Genomic DNA, 20,353 nt, shown 5'->3' with positions numbered 1-20,353 from the left:
ATGCCAGTAAAAATTTTAATGGTTTGTTTAGGTAACATTTGCAGGTCACCTTTAGCCGAAGGCATTTTAGCATCAAAATTACCTCAGGATAAATTTAGCATTGATTCTGCCGGAACCGGATCATGGCATGTAGGTCATGCACCTGACAAACGTTCAATTGCAGTTGCCCGAAAAAACGGCTTAAGCATTGATAATCAAAAAGGCAGACAATTTAAAACTTCTGATTTCGACGATTTTGATTACATCTACGTTATGGATAATTCTAATTATCGCGACGTAATTCAGCTGGCCAAAACTCAGGAGCATAAAAACAAAGTTTCCCTTATTCTAAATGAATTATTTCCCGGTGAAAATGTAGATGTACCGGATCCTTATTTTGGAGCAGCAAACGGTTTTGATAATGTATACGAAATGTTAGATGAAGTTGCCGAAATCATTGCTCAAAAACTCATCAAAAAGCATTCATAATTTAGCTTGTATTTCAGTTATTGGATTCAATAATTGAGATACATTTTTGTTTTTAAACTATAAAATATCACAAAATGAAACTTCCAGGAAAATTATATCTAATTCCAACAACAATGGGCGAAAGCGATCCAATGGACGTTTTACCACAAACTGTAAAAAGAAGTATTGATTTTATAGATTATTATATTGTTGAAAATGAAAAAACAGCCAGAAAATCTATAAAAGCAGTTTCTCCTGAGAAAAAACAATCAGAACTAATACTTTTTACCTTAAACAAACGTACTGAACCAAGCGAACATCTTGACTTTATCAAACCATTATTAGAAGGCAAAAATGTTGGCTTAATGAGCGAAGCGGGTTGTCCCGGAGTTGCTGATCCTGGCGCTGTAATTGTAAAACTGGCACATGAAAAAGGTATTCAGGTAATACCATTAGTTGGACCTTCTTCTATCTTATTAGCGATGATGGCTTCCGGAATGAATGGACAAAGCTTTACCTTCAACGGATATTTACCCATTGATAAAGATGAGAAAAAATCGGCATTAAAACATTTTGAGAAATTATCTCAGGATAAAAATCAATCTCAGATTTTTATAGAAACTCCATACAGAAACAATAAATTGGTTGAAGATATTTTGCAAATTGTAAATCCTTCGACTCACCTTTGTATTGCAACTGATATTACTCTACCAACAGAATTCATTAAAACAATGCGTGTTGCAGATTGGAAAAAATTAAAAGTTGATTTACATAACAGACCAACGATTTTTATTATTCATAAAATGTAAAAAACATCATTTATGAAAAAAATATTTTATCCAATTTTAATTGCAGTTTGTTTCACTCAATGTATTTCTTCTCCTGATACTAAAAAAGTATCAAAAAACCCGAATACAGAACAAAATGTCACTACCACTAATGAAGATAAAAAGGCTGTTTCAGAAATAAATACCAGCACAGACGATAGTGAAATTCAAATCAAGGAAGACAACACAATCTACAATATTGACTCGATAGATGTAAAACCTGATTTTCCAGGAGGAATAAAAAAACTTCAAAAATTCCTTAGGCAAAACACTAAATATCCCGAAGAAGAACTTCAGGTAAAAGGAACAGTCGATGTTAATTTTATAGTTGAAAAAGACGGCAAGCTTAGTGATATAAAATTCACCAAAGATGAAGGTTACGGGACAGGAAAGGAAGCAATTCGTGTTCTGACAAAATGCCCAAAATGGATCCCTGGAATACATAATCAAGCACCTGTAAGAGTTCGCTATAATTTAACAATACCAATAGATGTATATTATGATGAGTAAACTTCCAAACGTAACCACCAGCATTTTCACAGTAATGTCTAAAATGGCAGCTGAACATAATGCGATAAATCTTTCACAAGGATTTCCGAACTTTCCTGTAGACGAAAGATTAACTGATATTATTGCGAGATTATCCAAAGAAAACGTACATCAATATACACCAATGGCAGGTTTCCCGCCTTTGATGAATCAAATTGCAAAACTGGTTCAGAGTTCATACAACAGAACTATTCTTCCCGAAACAGAGATTTTGGTTACTGCAGGCGCAACTCAAGGAATTTTCACTACGATTTTAGCTTTGGTAAAAACCGGGGACGAAGTTATTATTCTGGATCCGAGTTATGATTCATACGAATCTCCTGTTTTATTATGCAATGCAAAACCAGTTCGTGTTGCCCTAAATGATGATTATACTCCAAATTGGGAAACGATTGAAAAAGCATGTTCATCAAAAACCAAGATGATAATCATAAACAATCCGCATAATCCAACAGGAAAAATTTTAACGGAATCTGATTTTCTTCAATTAGAAAAATTACTTTCTAAATTTCCTGACATTCTCGTTTTATCAGATGAAGTCTATGAATATATTACTTTCGAAGAAAAACATATTTCGGCTCATACCAAAGATTTCCTTTTAAACCGTTGCATAATGGTTTCTTCTTTCGGAAAATCATTTCATATTACAGGCTGGAAAATTGGTTATACCGTTGCTCCTGAACATTTGATGAAAGAAATTAAAAAAGTACATCAGTTTCTGGTTTTCAGCGTTAACAGTATTTCTCAAGCTGCCATAAGCGAATATTTAGATGTTGTAGATGTCAATCTTTTAGGAAAATTCTATCAGGAAAAACGAGATTACTTTCAAAAACTACTTCAAAACAGTTCATTCGAATTAAAACCTTGTGAGGGAACTTACTTTCAGGTGGCTTCTTATGCCAATATTTCAAACGATGACGATGTTACTTTTTGTAAAAAACTCATTATAGATCATGGCGTTGCCGCGATTCCAATTTCTACTTTTTATTCTGATCATAAAGACCAAAGATTAATTCGTTTTTGTTTTGCAAAAGACAATTTTACTTTAGAATCAGCAACAAAAAAATTATGTGATATATAAAGTTTATTAAAATTTTATAACATTATTATGCGTGCATCCTATTTATTTAATTAATATTGTAATAAAAAAGAGAAAAATATGAGCTATACAGATAAAATGTTGAGAGATGACGCTTTAAAAGGTAAGGTCATTGTCGTTACAGGCGGCGGAAGTGGTTTAGGAAAAGCAATGACTAAATATTTCTTAGAATTAGGTGCTCAGGTAGCTATTACTTCAAGAGATTTAGAAAAGCTAAAAAACACTGCTACAGAACTTGAAACAGAAACAGGAGGCAAATGTTTACCGCTTCAATGTGACGTTCGTCATTATGAAGAAGTAGAAAACATGCTTCAGGAAGTTTTAAAAACTTTTGGCAAAGTTGATGTTTTATTAAACAATGCTGCCGGAAATTTCATTTCTCCTACAGAACGTTTATCTGCCAATGCATTTGATACTGTTATAGATATCGTATTAAAAGGTTCTAAAAACTGTACTCTGGCTTTTGGAAAACACTGGATCGACAGCAAACAAACATCAGCTACTATTTTAAATATTGTAACTACTTATGCCTGGACAGGATCTGCTTATGTGGTACCAAGCGCAACTGCAAAAGCAGGAGTTTTGGCCATGACACGTAGTCTTGCTGTAGAATGGGCAAAATACGGAATTCGTTCTAATGCCATCGCTCCGGGACCATTCCCGACAAAAGGAGCCTGGGACAGATTATTACCGGGAGATCTTTCTGAAAAGTTCGACATGGCAAAAAAAGTTCCTTTAAAACGTGTAGGTGATCATCAGGAATTAGCCAATCTTGCGGCTTATTTAGTTTCTGATTTTTCAGCTTATGTAAATGGTGATGTGATTACTATTGATGGTGGCGAATGGCTAAAAGGTGCCGGACAATTCAACTTACTGGAAGCAATCCCGGAAGAGCTTTGGGATCAGCTGGAAATGATGATAAAAGCTAAAAAGAATAAATAATTTTACGTGCTTACTAAATTCAGAATATTTTATTAAAACTATACTGATTGCGCGAAATCCCGAAAGTACTGCTTTCGGGATTTTTTTATGTTTTTGCCATATAAGTAATATAATTTCAACGAAGTAATGAATTGCTTAAACATCTGTTTGCTTAAATTTACTTCTATCACTTATCTGGTTTAAATACGTTAATATGCTTACACAATTCAGTTAAATTATTATTTTTGCCGAACAAATATATAACATCAAATTTTATGCTCATTATTGGACTTGCAGGAGGAACAGGAAGTGGAAAAACTACAGTAGTACATCAAATCATGAACGAATTGCCGGATACTGAAGTTGGGGTAATTTCTCAGGATTCGTATTATAAAGAAACAACCAATTTGTCTTTTGACGAAAGAGCATTAATAAATTTCGATCATCCGCGTGCCATTGATTTTGAATTATTGGTAAAGCATCTTAAGGCTTTAAAAGCAGGCGAAACAATAGATCAGCCGGTTTATTCGTTTATACAACATAACAGAACTGACGATACGGTATCAACACACCCAAGAAAGGTAATGATTGTGGAAGGAATCTTAATTTTAACGAATCCGGAATTACGCGAACTTTTTGACATTAAAATATATGTTCATGCTGATTCTGACGAAAGATTAATTCGTCGTTTAAAAAGAGATATTTCTGAACGCGGACGTGATATTGATGAGGTTTTAACACGTTATCAAAACACATTAAAACCTATGCATGAGCAATTTATAGAACCATCAAAAGCTTTTGCAGACATTATTATTCCAAATGACAAATACAACACGGTAGCAATTGATGTTGTTCGTGCAGTAATTAATCAACGTATTTCATAATATTTATTGTAAATTTAACTCATATTTCTAGTTACATTTAAGAAAAATCTGTTGCAAAACAATGAAACGATTTATTTTTTACATTTTATTACTTTTTGTATTGGGATGCACAAGATATAAATCCTTCAGTAATAAATATTTTAGTCTTACTGTACCTAATGAGTTTATAATTGATTCTATTAATCTGGGAGAATATAATTTGACCAAATTTCCTGATCGTCAATTAATTTCAAAAGGAGACTCAGACATTTATTCCTTTTCTTTTTACTCAAATAAGAAAAATTTCAGGGAAAGAAAAGGAGTTACTATTAGTAACAGCATAATTGAAAATAAGGACAACAAAGATTATAAAAAAGTTATTTTGAAAGAGATCAGAAAACAAAACAAGTTTTTTTCTCAGGGGAATAACAAAAATTATGAGATTGTTGTCCCATTAAAAGATACTGTAATTAAAAACCGAAAATATTCCTATTTTTTATATCAATATGATTACTCAAATAATACTGAGATCGACACTATAAAAAAAGGGAGATTATTCATTGAAAGAAATGAAAAAATTCATGATCTTGATTTAAAATTTGACAGCAAGGATAATTCATCAATGCAAAAGCAATTCAATGAATTATTATCGATAGTTGAAACTATAAAATTTAAAAAATAACGGATTAAACTAAAACTAAGAGAATGACAAATCCATATAAAGACAAACGATGGTTTAAATTCCTGAGCAATAAGTATGTTTGGGTATTGCTTTTTTTTGTGGTCTGGATGTTATTTTTAGACAATTATTCTTATTTTGATCACCGTTTTTTAGACCATCAAATCAATGAGTTGCAGGATAATAAAAAATATTTCCAAAAAGAGATCAAAAAAGACGAAGAGCAAATCAAGCAGCTCAAAAATCCTGAACAAATAGAAAAATATGCCCGCGAAAAGTACTTTATGAAAAAAGACAGCGAAGATATTTACATCATTCAATTTGAAGGAGACACCATTCAAGATAAAGAATAACCAGAAAAAATACCCAATGGCTACTAACCTATTCGACAATTTTAGTCCAATTTCATCCAAACAATGGAAACAAAAAATTCAGTTTGAATTAGATGGAGCTGATTATAACGAAACTGTAATTTGGAATTCTCCGGAAGATATTCAGGTTAAACCATTTTATCACAGAGATGAATTTTCAAAAGCTGCAACTGTAAAAACAGAGGTTTCAAACTTTAAAATTTGCCAAAACATTTTTGTACACGATATCGATAAATCGATTCAAAGAGCAATTAACACTATTGAAAGAGGTGCTGAAAGTTTGCGTTTTACTATTCAGAACGAAAAAACTGATATTCAAAAATTATTAGAAAAACTTCCTTTAGAAAACAGAATCGTTTACTTTAATTTGACTTTTATTTCAATCGATTTCGTAAAATTACTGGACACAATTTCTATCCGGAAAAAAGCCGTTTTTTATTGCAATATTGATCCTATTGGTTATTTCGCAAAAGAAGGAAACTGGTTTACAACCTCTGATAAAAATAATTTTGAAACGCTAGAAAACATTTCAAAAGCCACAACCAACCTTCCATTATTAAGCGTTGATTTAGGATTATACCAAAATGCAGGTGCTAACATTACGCAGCAAATTGCTTATAGTTTAGCGCACGCAAATGAGTATCTGAACCGTTTACCATCTATTACAAAACCAATTGTTTTTCAAATTTCAGTTGGAACAAATTATTTCTTTGAAATTGCAAAACTTCGTGCTTTACGAATGCTTTTTAAAATAATTGCCGCTGAATATAATCCGGACATAACCTGTCATTTTTTAGTAACACCTACTAAACGTAATAAAACGATTTACGATTATAATGTTAATATGCTGCGTACTACTACAGAATGTATGTCGGCCATTTTAGGAGGCGCTGATGCTGTTGCAAATTTACCTTATGATTCCTTATATCATAAAGACAATGAATTTGGCGACAGAATTGCACGAAATCAATTATTGATTTTAAAACATGAAAGTTATTTTGACAAAGTCAACAATCCTTCAGATGGAAGTTATTATATCGAAAGTCTGACCATGCAACTGGCAGAAAAAAGTTTAAATTTATTCAAAGATATTGAAGCTAATGGTGGTTTCCTGAAGCTTTTAAACGATGGAATAATCAAAAAGAAAATTCAGGAAAGTGCCGCAAAAGAACAAGAATTATTCGATTCTAAAAAAGAAGTATTATTAGGGACAAATAAATACCCTAATAAAGAAGACAAAATGAAACATGACCTCGAATTGTTTCCGTTTGTGAAAATAAAACCGAGAAAAACATTAATTACACCCATAATAGAAAAAAGACTTGCTGAAAAACTGGAACAAGAACGACTGGAACTTGAATAACTTTTTTCTAAGTAATTAAATATAATCTACTCAAATGAGTACTTCTATGATAAGAAAAGACCTAAAACATATAAATTTAGAAGTTAAAAGTCATGAGTCAGGCAAACAAACTCATCACTCAAATTCTACAACTCAAAACTTCACTACAGCTGAAGGGATTGAGCTTAAAAAAAACTATTCTGAAAAAGACATAGAGGATTTAGAGTTTCTGGATTTTGGAGCAGGATTTGCACCAAATCTTCGCGGACCATACGCTACAATGTACGTAAGACGTCCGTGGACCATTCGTCAATATGCCGGATTCTCAACTGCCGAAGAAAGTAATGCTTTTTACAGAAGAAATTTAGCTGCCGGACAAAAAGGACTTTCTATTGCTTTTGACTTGCCTACACATCGTGGTTATGATTCTGATCACGAAAGAGTGGTTGGCGATGTTGGAAAAGCCGGAGTTGCGATCGATTCTGTCGAAGACATGAAAGTATTGTTTAATCAGATCCCGTTGGATGAAATGTCAGTATCCATGACTATGAATGGAGCTGTTTTACCTATTATGGCATTTTATATAGTTGCTGCCGAAGAACAAGGAGTAGCTTTAGGAAAATTATCAGGAACCATTCAAAATGACATTTTAAAAGAGTTTATGGTGCGTAATACCTATATTTATCCACCAACACCTTCGATGAAAATCATTGCAGATATATTTGAATTTACGAGCAAAAAAATGCCCAAATTCAATTCTATTTCTATTTCAGGATATCATATGCAGGAAGCGGGAGCAACCGCAGATATTGAATTGGCTTACACATTAGCAGATGGTTTAGAATATATCAGAACCGGATTATCAACCGGAATGACAATTGATGAATTTGCTCCTCGCCTTTCTTTCTTTTGGGCCATTGGAATGAACCATTTCATGGAAATTGCCAAAATGAGAGCCGGTCGAATGATTTGGGCAAAACTAATTCAGCAGTTTAATCCAAAAAGTGATAAATCTTTAGCATTAAGAACGCATTGCCAGACTAGTGGTTGGAGTTTAACAGAGCAAGATCCTTTTAACAATGTAGCCAGAACGTGTATTGAAGCCACTGCAGCTGCTTTTGGCGGAACTCAGTCTTTACACACCAATGCACTTGATGAAGCTATTGCTTTACCAACTGATTTTTCGGCTAGAATTGCCCGTAACACACAGATATTTTTACAGGAAGAAACTAAAATCACAAAAACAGTAGATCCATGGGCTGGTAGTTATTATGTTGAGAGTCTGACCAATGAAATTCTGGAAAACACCTGGAAACTAATTGAAGAGGTGGAAGAATTAGGCGGAATGACAAAAGCTATCGAAGCAGGAATCCCTAAACTAAGAATTGAGGAAGCTGCAGCCCGAAAACAAGCCCGAATTGATAGTGGTCAGGATATTATTGTGGGTGTAAATCAATTTAGGTTAGAAAAAGAAGATCCGTTGCATATTTTGGATGTGGATAACCAAATGGTCCGTAAGCAACAAATTGAAAGACTTCAATCTATAAAAGCAAACAGAGATACTGATAAAGTAAATCAATCACTCGAAAAATTAATTCTTTGTGCTAAAACCGGTCAGGGAAACTTATTAGAAATTGCCGTTGAGGCTGCCCGAAACAGGGCTACTTTAGGCGAGATAAGTGATGCTCTTGAAAGTATCTTTGGCAGATTCAAAGCACAAATTAAATCCTTTAGCGGTGTGTATAGTGCAGCAATAAAAAATGACGAGTATTTTGAGAAAGCAAAACAACTGGCAGATGTTTTTGCTAAACAGGAAGGAAGACGTCCGAGGATTATGATTGCCAAAATGGGACAAGACGGACATGATCGTGGCGCAAAAGTAGTAGCAACAGGTTATGCTGATGTTGGCTTTGATGTTGACATTGGTCCACTTTTCCAAACTCCTGCCGAAGCAGCAAAACAAGCGGTAGAGAATGATGTACATATACTAGGTGTTTCATCATTGGCTGCAGGTCATAAAACATTAGTTCCACAAGTTATTGAAGAACTAAAAAAACACGGACGAGAAGATATTATGGTAATTGTTGGCGGTGTAATTCCGGCTCAGGATTATCAGTTTCTATTTGATGCCGGAGCAGTAGCCGTATTTGGTCCCGGAACCAAAATCAGCGAAGCGGCTATCAAAATTTTAGAAATCCTCATTGATTAAAAAGCATAAAAAAATCCCGAATAAATCGGGATTTTTTTATGCTTTGTCACTCTTTAATCTTCTATTGTAGCATTATTATCTGCTTCAATATGTGATAAATCATAACCACCAAAATCTCTCATGTAACTTTTTAATGAAGTTCCATAGGCATCTCTAAAATGTCTACTTCCATTGTTTTTGAAAAAGTTTTTGACTGAACCAGCTCCTCCAAGATGTGCAGCAGCTAAAATACCCGATTCGGTAATTTGAACACCATTGATAATTTTTCCTTCATACCTTTCGATTTCATTGCGTAAAATCCATTTATTTTTGGATAATAAAGCAACAAATGCTTTTTCTTGTAAGGCAGGATCTTTTAAAAAGGCTTTGTCATTATGAATACCAACCGATCGTAAGGCTTGAGGGCCAAATTGATATTTTCCCATATAACCAAGTGAATTTACCAATCGGTATTTTCCTTGAGACTCTTTAAAAGCAACCGCTTCTTTGAAGCTTATAAGGCGCTTTTCTGTAAATATGACATTTACTTTTTTTAATTCAGGATAATCATCCTCTTTTTGCGATGGAAATAAGTATTCGGATCCATCTGTTTTTTCTATTAAAAACCAAGGTTTGGTTTCCAGATTAAAGGGTTTAAAACCCAAACTTAAAAATGTAATAATAACGATCAAACTCGCATAAAAATACCACTTCTTTATCATAAATTGTTTTTCTTCAAAACGCTGTCACCTTTTTGAAATTTCTACGGTGCAAAGATAACAAATACAAAACAATGCTATAAATCAACACTTTACAAGTTTGTAAGAATTTCAAAATCCTGCTTTAGCCCTTTACTCATGCAGTATTCCAGCGCTTAACCTCAGTCTCTATTTTGCTTTAAAAGTCTAAAAAAACAAACAAAAAAAAAGTCACTTTTATCATTTTTTTATCAAATATGTTAAAATAAGAAGATAAAACCTACACATATTTTTAATTTTATACACGATTTTAAATTTCAATTTTAAAAGATTCAGATAATTTTTAGAAGAAAAAACTAAAATTAGATTTCATTTCATGTTCATTTTCAAAAAACGTATTCTTAAAAATTTTAAAAAAAAAAATCAATTTTAAGACTTTAAAAAATACAATTCATTTTAGAATTTAATAGTTGTTTCTCTTCTAATCATTTTTACAAATTATGGCATTAAATTAAACGATCGGGAAAATAAAAAAACCGCAGCTAATTTTGCTGCGGTTTTTAGTTTTTTATTCTGCTTTTAGAATAGAAAAGTTATCTTGTTACGCCCTGGCTGGCAATCCAGTCTGAATATTTTTTTGCGTTTACATTATGTTCTGCTAAAGTCGAAGCAAATTCATGGTATCCGAAACGGTCAACACTGGCACAAAAATAAATGTAATCGTTTTTCTCCGGATTTAAAACTGCCTCAAGTGCAGTAATATCCGGCATCGCGATTGGTCCCGGAGGAAGTCCAATATTCACATATGTATTATATGGAGATTTCATTACCAAATCGTTATAGAATACTCTTTTTATAACCTGATCAAAATTATTGTCTCTTAATTTTAAGGCATAAATAACGGTTGGATCTGCCTGTAATGGCATTTCTAAACGCAGACGATTTAAATATACTCCGGCAATACGCGGACGCTCGTCCTTTTTTACTGACTCTTTATGAACAATAGATGCTAAAATAGTAGCCTGAACCGGAGTTAAACCTTGTTTTTTGGCTTTTTCAATTCTTTCAGGTGTCCAGAAATTATGATATTCCTTGATCATTTTATCGCGAAACTTCTCTGCAGAAGTATTCCAATAAATTTCATAGGTATTTGGAATAAACATGGCAAACACATTCTCTTCATTAAAACCATTTGCTTCCAGAAAAGCAGGATCTTTGAATGCTTTCATTAATGATAAACTATCCGCTTCTATTTCTGAACCTACTCTTCCTGCAAAATTCTCTAAACGTTCCTGATTATTAAAAGCCAATTTTACGGGAACATTTGAGCGCATAGCACGAACCAAATCGATATTATTCATGTCTTTTTTAAGCAAAAAACGACCTGATTTTACATTTTCAGGATAATTTCTTTTGCTTGCCACCATTTCAAAATTGTCAAAATTCTTGATGTAAGGTTCTAATATTTTTTTGACATCAGTATAATTAGCGCCTGTTGGAACATATACGTACAATTCTTTTTCTTCGAATTTGGTATTGGCACTGAATATTTTATTAATTAAAATAAATCCGTAGATCATTAAAACAGAGATTACGGCAACAGCAGTTATTGTAATGATTTTTTTTAATTTCAAAATTATAAGTTTAAATGTTTTTATTGATTAATTGAAAAATAGCTTCATCATAATAGTGGTTACGAAGTAAAATCCAATCTTTTTTAATTCCTATTTTCTCAAAACCAAATTTAGTAAAAAGAGCTATACTTGCTTCATTATTTGTACTAATATTTGCATAAAGCTGATGAAGATTTAAATTTAAAAAAGAATAGTTTATAAGTAATTCTAATGCCTCAGAGCCAATATTTTGCCCTCGCATCTCGTCTTTTTGAATTACAATACCAACTCCTGCCCTGTTGTTTTTGGGATCAAATTCAAATAAATCAATTAATCCGATAGCCGGAAAATCTTCATCCTGGCAAATTGCTAATCGCAATTGTTTTGCTTCATAAATATCCTGTTGTGCGTTTTCGAGATATTGCCGAATCAAAAATCTACTATAAGGTGTTTGTGTATTACTAACCTCCCAAATATTCTCATCATTCTCCATGGCATATACAAACTCTAAATCATTAGGTTCTAAAGCACGAAGATAAATCGTATCCCCTTTGAGTGTTATCATTTTGAAATTTTAGATTGCTGATTTTAGATTTCTATTGTTCCTTTAAAAACAAATTTGGCTGGTCCGGTCAAAAAAACATTTGTAAAATGATCTCCTGATTTATCAAAAGAAACGACTAATTTTCCTCCTTCAACGTTTAAGTTAATTGAGGTTTTATCTGTTTGTCCAATAGCATTCATTGCAATTGCTACAGCTGTTGCTCCGGTTCCGCACGCCAGGGTTTCATCTTCTACACCTCTTTCGTAGGTACGTAATGAAAAAGTACTGTCATCTACTTTTTTTACAAAATTGACATTACTTCCTTTTTCTCCATATAATGCTCCGTAACGAATGGCAGCTCCATTTTCTTTTACTTTATAGTGTTCCAGATCATCAACAATCTGAACATGATGTGGCGAACCCGTATTTAAAAATGTATAGGAATCCTTTTTTTGAACTTCATCAACATCAATCATTTGTAATGAAACGATAGCATCATCTCCAACTGAAGCATGATGTAAACCATCTGTTGCTATAAAAGTCGTTTTGTTTTCAATTACTCCTAACTGATTAGCAAAAGCGACCAGACAACGTCCGCCATTTCCACACATTGAACTCTGATTTCCATCTGAATTATAATACACCATTCTAAAATCAGTTTCGGTATCATTTTCTAACAAAATAAGTCCATCAGCTCCAATGCCAAATCGTCTGTCACATAAGCGTTCAATTAATTTAACATTGTCCTTTGGAAAGAAACCTAAACGGTTATCAATCATTACAAAATCATTTCCGGTTCCCTGATATTTATAAAATTCTATTTGCATTTTTTCTTCGTTAATTACTACAAAAGTACGAACAAATAATTAATGAAATGTTAATCAATGTTAAAGAGCGTTAAACCATTTTATTCGTTAATTTTTTGAATTATTTTTACATTAAATAACTTAAACATAAATTATAATCATGAAAAGACTTTCAACCTTATTTTTAGTTTCACTACTAAGTGGCGCTACTACCCTTGGTGCTTACAAGTTATTATTCGAAAGCAACCATTCTTTTTTTGGTAGAGAAAATTCTGTTGTTACCCTTGCCCCAAATTCATTTGGAAGAAATGTAGCGTTATCTGCTGAGACAGTCGATTTTACAGCTGCTGCAGATAAAACTATTCACACTGTTGTTCACGTAAAAAATGTCTCGCGACGAACTGTTACTAATCCTATGCTGGAATTTTTCTATGGCTATGGTGGCCAACAGCAACAGGAACAGGTTGGAACGGGATCCGGAGTTATAATTTCTGAAGACGGATATATTGTAACCAACAATCACGTAATTAAAGATGCTACTGAGATTGAAATCACATTAAACAATAAAAAATCATATAAAGCAAAATTAATAGGTACTGATTCTAAAATGGATATCGCTTTACTAAAAATCGATGCCGATGAAAAATTACCTTATACTGCTTTTGCCAATTCTGATTCTGTTAAGATTGGTGAGTGGGTTTTGGCAGTTGGAAACCCATATAATTTAACATCAACAGTAACTGCCGGAATTGTTTCGGCGAAAGCCAGAAATCTGGACACAAACGGAATTCAGTCTTTTATTCAGACTGATGCTGCCGTAAATCCGGGAAATAGTGGTGGTGCATTGGTTAATACAAGAGGAGAATTAATTGGTATTAATACCATGATTTCATCTATGACCGGTTCTTATGTTGGATATTCTTTTGCTGTTCCTTCTAATATTGCCCGAAAAATTATCGAGGACATTATGGAATTTGGAAATGTTCAAAGAGGAATTTTGGGTGTAGAAGGTGGAGAATTAAACAGTACTGCTTCAAAAGAATTAGGCGTTACTGAAACGCAAGGATTTTATATTAGTAAAGTTTCTAAAAACTCAGGAGCCGAAAAAGCCGGACTTGGAAAAGGAGATATTATTGTAAAACTTGATGACCAGAATATTGCAACGTATGCAGATCTTTCGGGTTACATTAATACTAAACGACCAAATGATGTTGTTAAAGTAACCTATATTAAGGATGGTAAAACGAAAACTGTTCCAGTAACTTTAAGCAAAAATGAATTTTACAGCACTGAATTTAAAGGAATCGAATTAGAGAATATTGATGCTGTTGATAAAAAGAAATTCAGAATTGATTACGGAGTAAAAATCAAAAATATCAACAATGAGAATTTGATGCAATATCAAAGTGAATTGCAAGGCAACATAATCCTTAGTATTGATAATGTAAAAGCAACTAATATTGAAACTGTTTCTAAGCTTTTAAACAAAAAAGATGAAGGACAAAGTGTACGACTTGAAATGATCAATAAAAATGGAGAAATTCTTAGAATTATTATCTAAAACTAACCCTAATTTATAATGACAATTTTTCGGTCTTAAATAAATGAAAACTGTTTATTAAAACCGAAAACTTAAAAATTAGCCATCTTAGAAATAAGGTGGCTTTTTTATTTTCTTATCAAAAAAAGAGTTTAAGTTTTGTTCTCAGGAACGCTCTTTTTATTTCATATAATGAAAATGTTTTTTTTGTACGAGTTTCAAAAATAAATCATAAAACAGTTTACGAAATCGATTGAAATGGGTACTTTTGCGCAAAATTTAAAAATATCTGTTTATTTATTTTTTCAATTTAATCAATTATGAGTAAAAAATCTTTGTACCAAAAAGAGGTATCATTACAAGTCGACCGAAGAAGAGCTGGTGTCGAATTAATTAAAGTCATAAGCGATTTATGGTATGACAAGTCTATCGAAATGGTTTTATTTAAGAACCAATTATTAGATAAAAATGTCAGCGATATTATCAATTTACACCAATATGCCGGTGAATTTGTAGGCAAGCCAATCACTATTTTTGATTCGGTTGAAATCGCAAAAGTTGTTTTATCACTCGATCTTCCGCCTGCTAAAATAGATCTTGGAAAACTGACTTACGAATATCGTCTGGAAGATGAGAAATATCCGGATGCACGATATTTTGTAATTGACAAATTGAAAAAAGCAAAATCCTCAGAAGAAATTCAGCCAAAAGATGTAGTGTTATATGGTTTTGGAAGAATTGGACGTTTATTAGCGAGAGAATTAATGTCTAAAACTGGAAAAGGAAATCAATTACGCTTAAGAGCAATTGTAACCCGTGACAAAAATGATGCATCTACTTTAGAGAAACGAGCTTCTTTACTGCGATATGATTCAATTCACGGAGATTTTCAAGGATCTGTAATTGCCGATCCAAAAAACAATGCACTAATCATAAACGGAACAACTGTTCATGTTATCGCAGCAAATGCTCCTGAAGAAATCGACTATACACAATACGGAATTAATGATTCATTGGTAATAGATAATACAGGCGCTTTTACAACCGAGGAAGCTTTAAAAAGACATTTAACCTCAAAAGGTGTAAGCAAAGTTCTGCTCACGGCACCCGGAAAAGGAATCCCAAATATTGTTCATGGGGTAAATCATAACGAATATAATCCCGATGAAGTAGATATTTTTTCTGCTGCATCATGTACTACAAATGCCATAACACCGGTTTTAAAAGCTATCGAAGATACTTTAGGCGTTGTAAAAGGTCATTTAGAAACAATTCATGCCTATACAAACGATCAAAATCTGGTTGACAATATGCATAGAAAGTACCGTCGTGGAAGAGCTGCTGCTTTAAACATGGTTATTACTGAAACAGGCGCCGGAAGTGCTGTTGCAAAAGCATTGCCATCATTAGAAGGTAAACTAACTTCAAATGCTATTAGAGTTCCTGTACCAAATGGATCTTTGGTGGTATTAAATTTAGAAGTTAAAAAAGTAACTTCTCTGGCTGCTATCAACAAAATCATGAAAAAATATGCTCTTGAAGGCGAACTGGTAGAGCAAATAAAATATTCCCTGAACAATGAACTGGTTTCATCTGATATTGTAGGCACATCAGCCCCTTCGATCTATGATAGTAATGCGACCATTGTATCTAAAGACGGGAAAAATATTGTACTTTATATTTGGTATGATAATGAATACGGATATAGTCATCAAGTAATTCGTCTCGCAAAATATATTGCTAAAGTAAGACGTTTTACTTATTATTAATATAAAACCAAAACACACTAACCAATGTTTTAAAACCATCAGGATTTCCTGGTGGTTTTATTGTTTTAAATAGGCAAAACTGTTGTACTCTTTACTTCAGAAATTACAAAAACAGTATTTATTAAAGACACTTCGGGTAATACCGATAATTTTTTCTGATGAAAATGATGATAACTTTCCATGTCCGGAATGATAATTTTAAGCATATAATCAAAATTACCCGAAACATAATTACATTCTACAACTTCAGGCAAATTCAATATTGACTGATTGAATCCTTCAGACGTATCATAAGTCTGTTTTGTTAAGGTAACCTGACAATAAACCGTTAAATTATTTCCCAGTTTTTTCTTGTTCAAAATCGATACATACTTCTCAATAACACCTTCCTTTTCAAGCCGTTTCACCCGATCATGAACAGGCGTTAAAGAGAGGTTTATTTTATTTGCAATATCCTTTAATGTATAGTGCGCATTTTCCTGCAAAAGTCGTAAGATTTTTTTGTCAATTTCATCTAAAGCCATAACGAAAACGTTTTCTGTGATTACTAAAACTTAGTCATTTTTTCTCTTTTAAGAATCTTAATTGCCTTGAAAAAGAATATTTTTCTGTAAAAGTATTAAATAAAATAATATTTTCTTATTTATCAGCGCTTAATCCATAATATATTCGCTATCTGTAGTTTTGTATAACAATTTAATAAAAACAAAAAAACAACAACAAAATGATAATAGGTGTTCCAAAGGAAATAAAAAACAATGAAAACCGTGTGGCATTAACTCCTGCAGGTGTTTCTGAAATGAAAAAACATGGTCATACAGTATACGTACAAGCTACTGCCGGTTTAGGAAGTGGTTTCGCAGATGAAGAATATGCACAAGCTGGTGCTGTAGTTTTACCAACTATTGAAGAAGTTTATGCAATTGCAGAAATGATCATTAAAGTAAAAGAACCAATTGCATCTGAATATCCATTAATCAAAAAAGATCAATTGTTATTTACTTATTTCCACTTTGCTTCATCAGAGCCATTAACTCACGCAATGCTTGAAAAAGGTGCTGTATGTTTAGCTTATGAAACAGTTGAAAAAACAGACCGTAGTTTACCTTTATTAGTTCCAATGTCAGAAGTTGCAGGTCGTATGGCTATCCAACAAGGAGCAAAATATCTTGAAAAACCATTAAAAGGAAGAGGAATTCTTTTAGGTGGTGTTCCAGGTGTTCCGCCAGCTAAAGTATTAGTATTAGGTGGAGGAATCGTAGGAACTCAGGCTGCAAAAATGGCTGCTGGTTTAGGAGCTCAGGTAACTATTATGGATTTAAGCTTGCCACGTTTACGTCAATTAGATGATATCATGCCAGCAAATGTAAATACAGAAATGTCTAATCATTATAATATTACAAGAGCAATTAAAGATGCTGATTTAATTGTTGGAGCAGTTTTAATTCCAGGAGCAAAAGCACCTCACTTAATTACACGTGATATGCTTAAATTAATGCGTCCGGGAACTGTTGTTGTTGACGTTGCAGTTGACCAAGGTGGATGTATTGAAACTTGTACTCCTACAACTCACGAAAACCCAACTTTTATCATTGATGATATCGTACACTATTGTGTAGCAAATATGCCAGGTGCAGTTCCTTATACATCAACTTTAGCTTTGACTAATGCTACTTTACCATATGCTGTACAATTAGCTAACAAAGGATGGGAAAAAGCTTGTAATGAAAATGAAGAATTGAAAAAAGGATTAAACATTGCTAACGGAAAAATCCTTTACAAAGGAGTTGCTGAAGCTTGGAATCTTCCTTTCAATGAAGAATTAGTGTTAGCAAACGCATAGTGTTAACATTAAAATAAGTGCTTACTAAAACACTATCAAAAGGCTTTTCTTAATTGAAAAGTCTTTTTTTTTACTATAACAAAAAGCCTGTCATAAAAATTATGACAGGCTTTTCTATTTATTCTATTTTGATGAATTACTTTTCGTCTAAAACTTCTTGCAGAACTTTTGCTTCAGTTCCATTAGGGAAAGTAACTTTAATCTTTTGTGCTATTGTTGGAGCAATTTCAGTGATCGCTTTTTTATCATAAGACTCTCCTTTTTTAATATGCCATCCGTAAAAAATAGCGGGTACATGAGTATCATAACTATAAGGCGTACCGTGTGATGTACCTGTAGTAGAATATTCTATATCACCAGGTTTGTCTATAATTACTAAATCACCATTCTGAGTTACATCATAACCTTTGGCTACAAAATTTAAATAATAATCATTTCCGGAATTAGCCAAAATTTCCTCCTCAGTATATACTTTTTTAACTTGTGGCTGAGAAATTAAAAAGTCTTTGAAAGCTTGTTTCACTTTTACTAAATCTAAGCTCTTATCTTTTATAATTTGTTTATTGAAGAAAACATTAAAGTTTGAATAATTCTGGATTAAATCAACACCAAACGTCTTTGTAGAGAAATCCTGTAAACTTTTCTTAACATCTTTTGATGGATAATTATCAACATTATATTTTCTATCTTTCAAATAAATTACATTTTCTGCTCCAGCATGATCCGCAGTTAAAAAAAGTAGATAATTATCTTTCCCAACAGTTTTATCCAAATAATTTAAAAAGTCAGCAATAGTTTGATCTAATCTTAAATAAGTATCCTGAAGTTCCATTGAACGAGGTCCTAATAAATGCCCCACATAATCTGTAGAAGAGAAACTAACTGTTAGGAAATCTGTAATATTATCTTTTCCTAGTTCTTCTTTCTCAATAGCTTTCATTGCAAATTCAGCTAATAAATCATTCCCATAAGGAGTAGCTCTTAGAATTCCTGCGTCATTTTTCTCATACATCTTCTTTAAATCGTAAGGGAAAACAGGTGCAGCGCTTCCGTATAGTTTGCCCTCATATGGATTATTATCCGGTAAACTTTCATTATATGTAGAAACTGGTTTATACAAGTCCCAACCTTTATTAATGTATGGCATATAATGTTTCTCATTATTAAACTGAGTAACCCATTCCGGTAATTTATCTCCATAAAAAGTACTAGAAATAAAAGCCCCGGTTTTGCTATACCAAAAAGCCCAATTTGCGAAATGACCTGCTGGCAAAATTGCACCACGATCTTTAAGACTTAAACCTATAACTTTTCCGGCAAAATTAGTAGCCATTCTTACTTCATCAGTAATAGTAGTGCTTTGTAAATTTTTAGGCGACATTGCTCCTTCTTCTGCTGTACCATCTCCAACTGTTTTCACGCCGGCATCATCAGTGCAATACATTTCTTTTCCAAGTGTTCTGCTAAACCATTCATTCCCAACAATTCCGTGTGTTGCAGGTGTAGTACCCGTGTAAATCGAAGCATGCCCTGGAGCTGTATAAGTTGGCATATAATTATAATGCATATTCTGAAAAGTATATCCATTATTCATTAATCTCTTGAATCCGTTAGGCGAAAAATCATCTGAAAACCGATATAAATATTCCATTTTCATCTGATCTACCACAATACCTACTACCAACTTAGGGCGCTGCTGAGCACTTAAATTTGAGATAACAAACAATGTCAACAATACAATACTTTTTTTCATACTTAAAATTATAATATTTAATACAAAAATACAGATTCACATTTAGATAGACTAACTCACCATAATTTAAAACCGAGAAATGATTATAATTTAACAGAAATTGTTACAGAAAATTACACAGGAATTTATTTTTAGAGTTTCCTTCTGTGTTATACTCTTTACTAAATCTTTTGCAAATTAGTTTTAGAATAGGTTTCCCTGGAGATTTAAGTAGTCGTAAAAAGGATATTTCCTGGATTCCTAACACAGCCTGAGTTTTTTTGAGTAGATTTTTTAATGAAATCATTTTAAAACAAAAAAAATCCTCATCAAATAAATGATGAGGATTCTTAAAAGAAAGGCGACGACATACTCTCCCACATAACTGCAGTACCATCTGCGCAGGCGGGCTTAACTACTCTGTTCGGGATGGGAAGAGGTGAGCCCCGCCGCAATAACCACCTTAAGGTTTTTAGTCTAAAGTCACAAGTCTTAAAGTTTAAAAGTCTTTTGACTTTACCA

The 20,353-nt window shown here is 32.9% G+C and carries 19 protein-coding genes and 1 rRNA gene; 13 read left to right on the top strand and 7 right to left on the bottom strand.

Going from position 1 to position 20,353, the window contains the following annotated elements:
* The 10 genes from A4F88_RS19305 to scpA all read left to right on the top strand — a co-directional run bounded on the left by A4F88_RS19305 (window position 1) and on the right by scpA (window position 9,307).
* Window positions 1-468, top strand: a complete 468-nt coding sequence (locus A4F88_RS19305) for a low molecular weight protein-tyrosine-phosphatase (RefSeq protein ID WP_068844411.1) — start codon at window positions 1-3, stop codon at window positions 466-468.
* A gap of 74 nt (window positions 469-542) precedes the next feature.
* Complete coding sequence (locus A4F88_RS19300) at window positions 543-1,256, top strand: SAM-dependent methyltransferase (RefSeq protein ID WP_068844410.1); 714 nt, start codon at window positions 543-545, stop codon at window positions 1,254-1,256.
* A gap of 12 nt (window positions 1,257-1,268) precedes the next feature.
* Window positions 1,269-1,784 (top strand): energy transducer TonB, encoded by a 516-nt coding sequence (locus tag A4F88_RS19295; protein ID WP_068844409.1) that lies wholly within the window; start codon window positions 1,269-1,271, stop codon window positions 1,782-1,784.
* Window positions 1,777-2,904, top strand: a complete 1,128-nt coding sequence (locus A4F88_RS19290) for a methionine aminotransferase (RefSeq protein ID WP_068844645.1) — start codon at window positions 1,777-1,779, stop codon at window positions 2,902-2,904. The genes A4F88_RS19295 and A4F88_RS19290 overlap by 8 nt, the downstream gene beginning before the upstream one ends.
* A 78-nt stretch (window positions 2,905-2,982) precedes the next feature.
* The gene (locus A4F88_RS19285) at window positions 2,983-3,864 is read left to right on the top strand and encodes an SDR family oxidoreductase (protein ID WP_068844408.1); all 882 of its coding nucleotides are present in this window, start codon (window positions 2,983-2,985) and stop codon (window positions 3,862-3,864) included.
* Window positions 3,865-4,118: 254 nt separating this feature from the next.
* Window positions 4,119-4,727 carry a uridine kinase gene (gene udk, locus A4F88_RS19280; protein WP_068844407.1) on the top strand — a complete coding sequence of 203 codons (609 nt, stop codon included), beginning with the start codon at window positions 4,119-4,121 and terminating at the stop codon, window positions 4,725-4,727.
* 61 nt (window positions 4,728-4,788) lie between these two features.
* Window positions 4,789-5,388 (top strand): hypothetical protein, encoded by a 600-nt coding sequence (locus A4F88_RS19275; protein WP_068844406.1) that lies wholly within the window; start codon window positions 4,789-4,791, stop codon window positions 5,386-5,388.
* A gap of 23 nt (window positions 5,389-5,411) precedes the next feature.
* Complete coding sequence (locus A4F88_RS19270) at window positions 5,412-5,738, top strand: FtsB family cell division protein (RefSeq protein ID WP_068844405.1); 327 nt, start codon at window positions 5,412-5,414, stop codon at window positions 5,736-5,738.
* 16 nt (window positions 5,739-5,754) lie between these two features.
* Window positions 5,755-7,119 (top strand): methylmalonyl-CoA mutase subunit beta, encoded by a 1,365-nt coding sequence (locus tag A4F88_RS19265; RefSeq protein ID WP_068844404.1) that lies wholly within the window; start codon window positions 5,755-5,757, stop codon window positions 7,117-7,119.
* Window positions 7,120-7,165: 46 nt separating this feature from the next.
* A complete protein-coding gene (scpA, locus tag A4F88_RS19260; protein WP_068844644.1) occupies window positions 7,166-9,307 on the top strand; it encodes a methylmalonyl-CoA mutase in 2,142 nt (713 codons plus the stop codon).
* Window positions 9,308-9,360: 53 nt separating this feature from the next.
* Here scpA and A4F88_RS19255 read toward each other — a convergent pair whose 3' ends face one another.
* From A4F88_RS19255 to dapF, 4 genes are all read right to left on the bottom strand, one after another.
* The gene (locus A4F88_RS19255) at window positions 9,361-10,008 is read right to left on the bottom strand and encodes a peptidoglycan-binding protein LysM (protein ID WP_068844403.1); all 648 of its coding nucleotides are present in this window, start codon (window positions 10,006-10,008) and stop codon (window positions 9,361-9,363) included.
* A gap of 569 nt (window positions 10,009-10,577) precedes the next feature.
* Window positions 10,578-11,618, bottom strand: coding sequence for an endolytic transglycosylase MltG (gene mltG, locus A4F88_RS19250; RefSeq protein ID WP_068844402.1), 1,041 nt, complete (start codon window positions 11,616-11,618; stop codon window positions 10,578-10,580).
* A gap of 10 nt (window positions 11,619-11,628) precedes the next feature.
* On the bottom strand, window positions 11,629-12,162 hold the full coding sequence (locus A4F88_RS19245; RefSeq protein ID WP_068844401.1) for a GNAT family N-acetyltransferase: 534 nt from the start codon (window positions 12,160-12,162) through the stop codon (window positions 11,629-11,631).
* Window positions 12,163-12,185: 23 nt separating this feature from the next.
* On the bottom strand, window positions 12,186-12,968 hold the full coding sequence (gene dapF / locus A4F88_RS19240; protein WP_068844400.1) for a diaminopimelate epimerase: 783 nt from the start codon (window positions 12,966-12,968) through the stop codon (window positions 12,186-12,188).
* A gap of 139 nt (window positions 12,969-13,107) precedes the next feature.
* Here dapF and A4F88_RS19235 point away from each other — a divergent pair, with 139 nt between their 5' ends.
* Together A4F88_RS19235 and A4F88_RS19230 are read left to right on the top strand one after the other, a co-directional pair.
* Window positions 13,108-14,508: a trypsin-like peptidase domain-containing protein gene (locus A4F88_RS19235; RefSeq protein WP_068844399.1), complete on the top strand. Its 1,401-nt coding sequence runs from the start codon at window positions 13,108-13,110 to the stop codon at window positions 14,506-14,508.
* 299 nt (window positions 14,509-14,807) lie between these two features.
* Window positions 14,808-16,256, top strand: a complete 1,449-nt coding sequence (locus A4F88_RS19230; RefSeq protein ID WP_068844398.1) for a glyceraldehyde-3-phosphate dehydrogenase — start codon at window positions 14,808-14,810, stop codon at window positions 16,254-16,256.
* A gap of 65 nt (window positions 16,257-16,321) precedes the next feature.
* Here A4F88_RS19230 and A4F88_RS19225 read toward each other — a convergent pair whose 3' ends face one another.
* A complete protein-coding gene (locus A4F88_RS19225) occupies window positions 16,322-16,780 on the bottom strand; it encodes an Lrp/AsnC family transcriptional regulator (RefSeq protein ID WP_068844397.1) in 459 nt (152 codons plus the stop codon).
* A 200-nt stretch (window positions 16,781-16,980) separates the two neighbouring features.
* Here A4F88_RS19225 and ald point away from each other — a divergent pair, with 200 nt between their 5' ends.
* Window positions 16,981-18,099 carry an alanine dehydrogenase gene (gene ald / locus A4F88_RS19220; protein WP_068844396.1) on the top strand — a complete coding sequence of 373 codons (1,119 nt, stop codon included), beginning with the start codon at window positions 16,981-16,983 and terminating at the stop codon, window positions 18,097-18,099.
* Window positions 18,100-18,235: 136 nt separating this feature from the next.
* Here ald and pafA read toward each other — a convergent pair whose 3' ends face one another.
* Both pafA and rrf read right to left on the bottom strand, forming a co-directional pair.
* Window positions 18,236-19,852, bottom strand: coding sequence for an alkaline phosphatase PafA (gene pafA / locus A4F88_RS19215; protein WP_068844395.1), 1,617 nt, complete (start codon window positions 19,850-19,852; stop codon window positions 18,236-18,238).
* 335 nt (window positions 19,853-20,187) lie between these two features.
* A 5S ribosomal RNA gene (gene rrf, locus A4F88_RS19210) occupies window positions 20,188-20,297 on the bottom strand.
* Window positions 20,298-20,353 lie beyond the last annotated feature (56 nt).

The organism is Flavobacterium chilense (genome assembly GCF_001602525.1).
GTDB classification, from domain to species: domain Bacteria; phylum Bacteroidota; class Bacteroidia; order Flavobacteriales; family Flavobacteriaceae; genus Flavobacterium; species Flavobacterium chilense.
The sequence above is the reverse complement of the archived record's forward strand: the minus strand, read 5'-3'. Positions and strand labels throughout refer to the sequence as shown.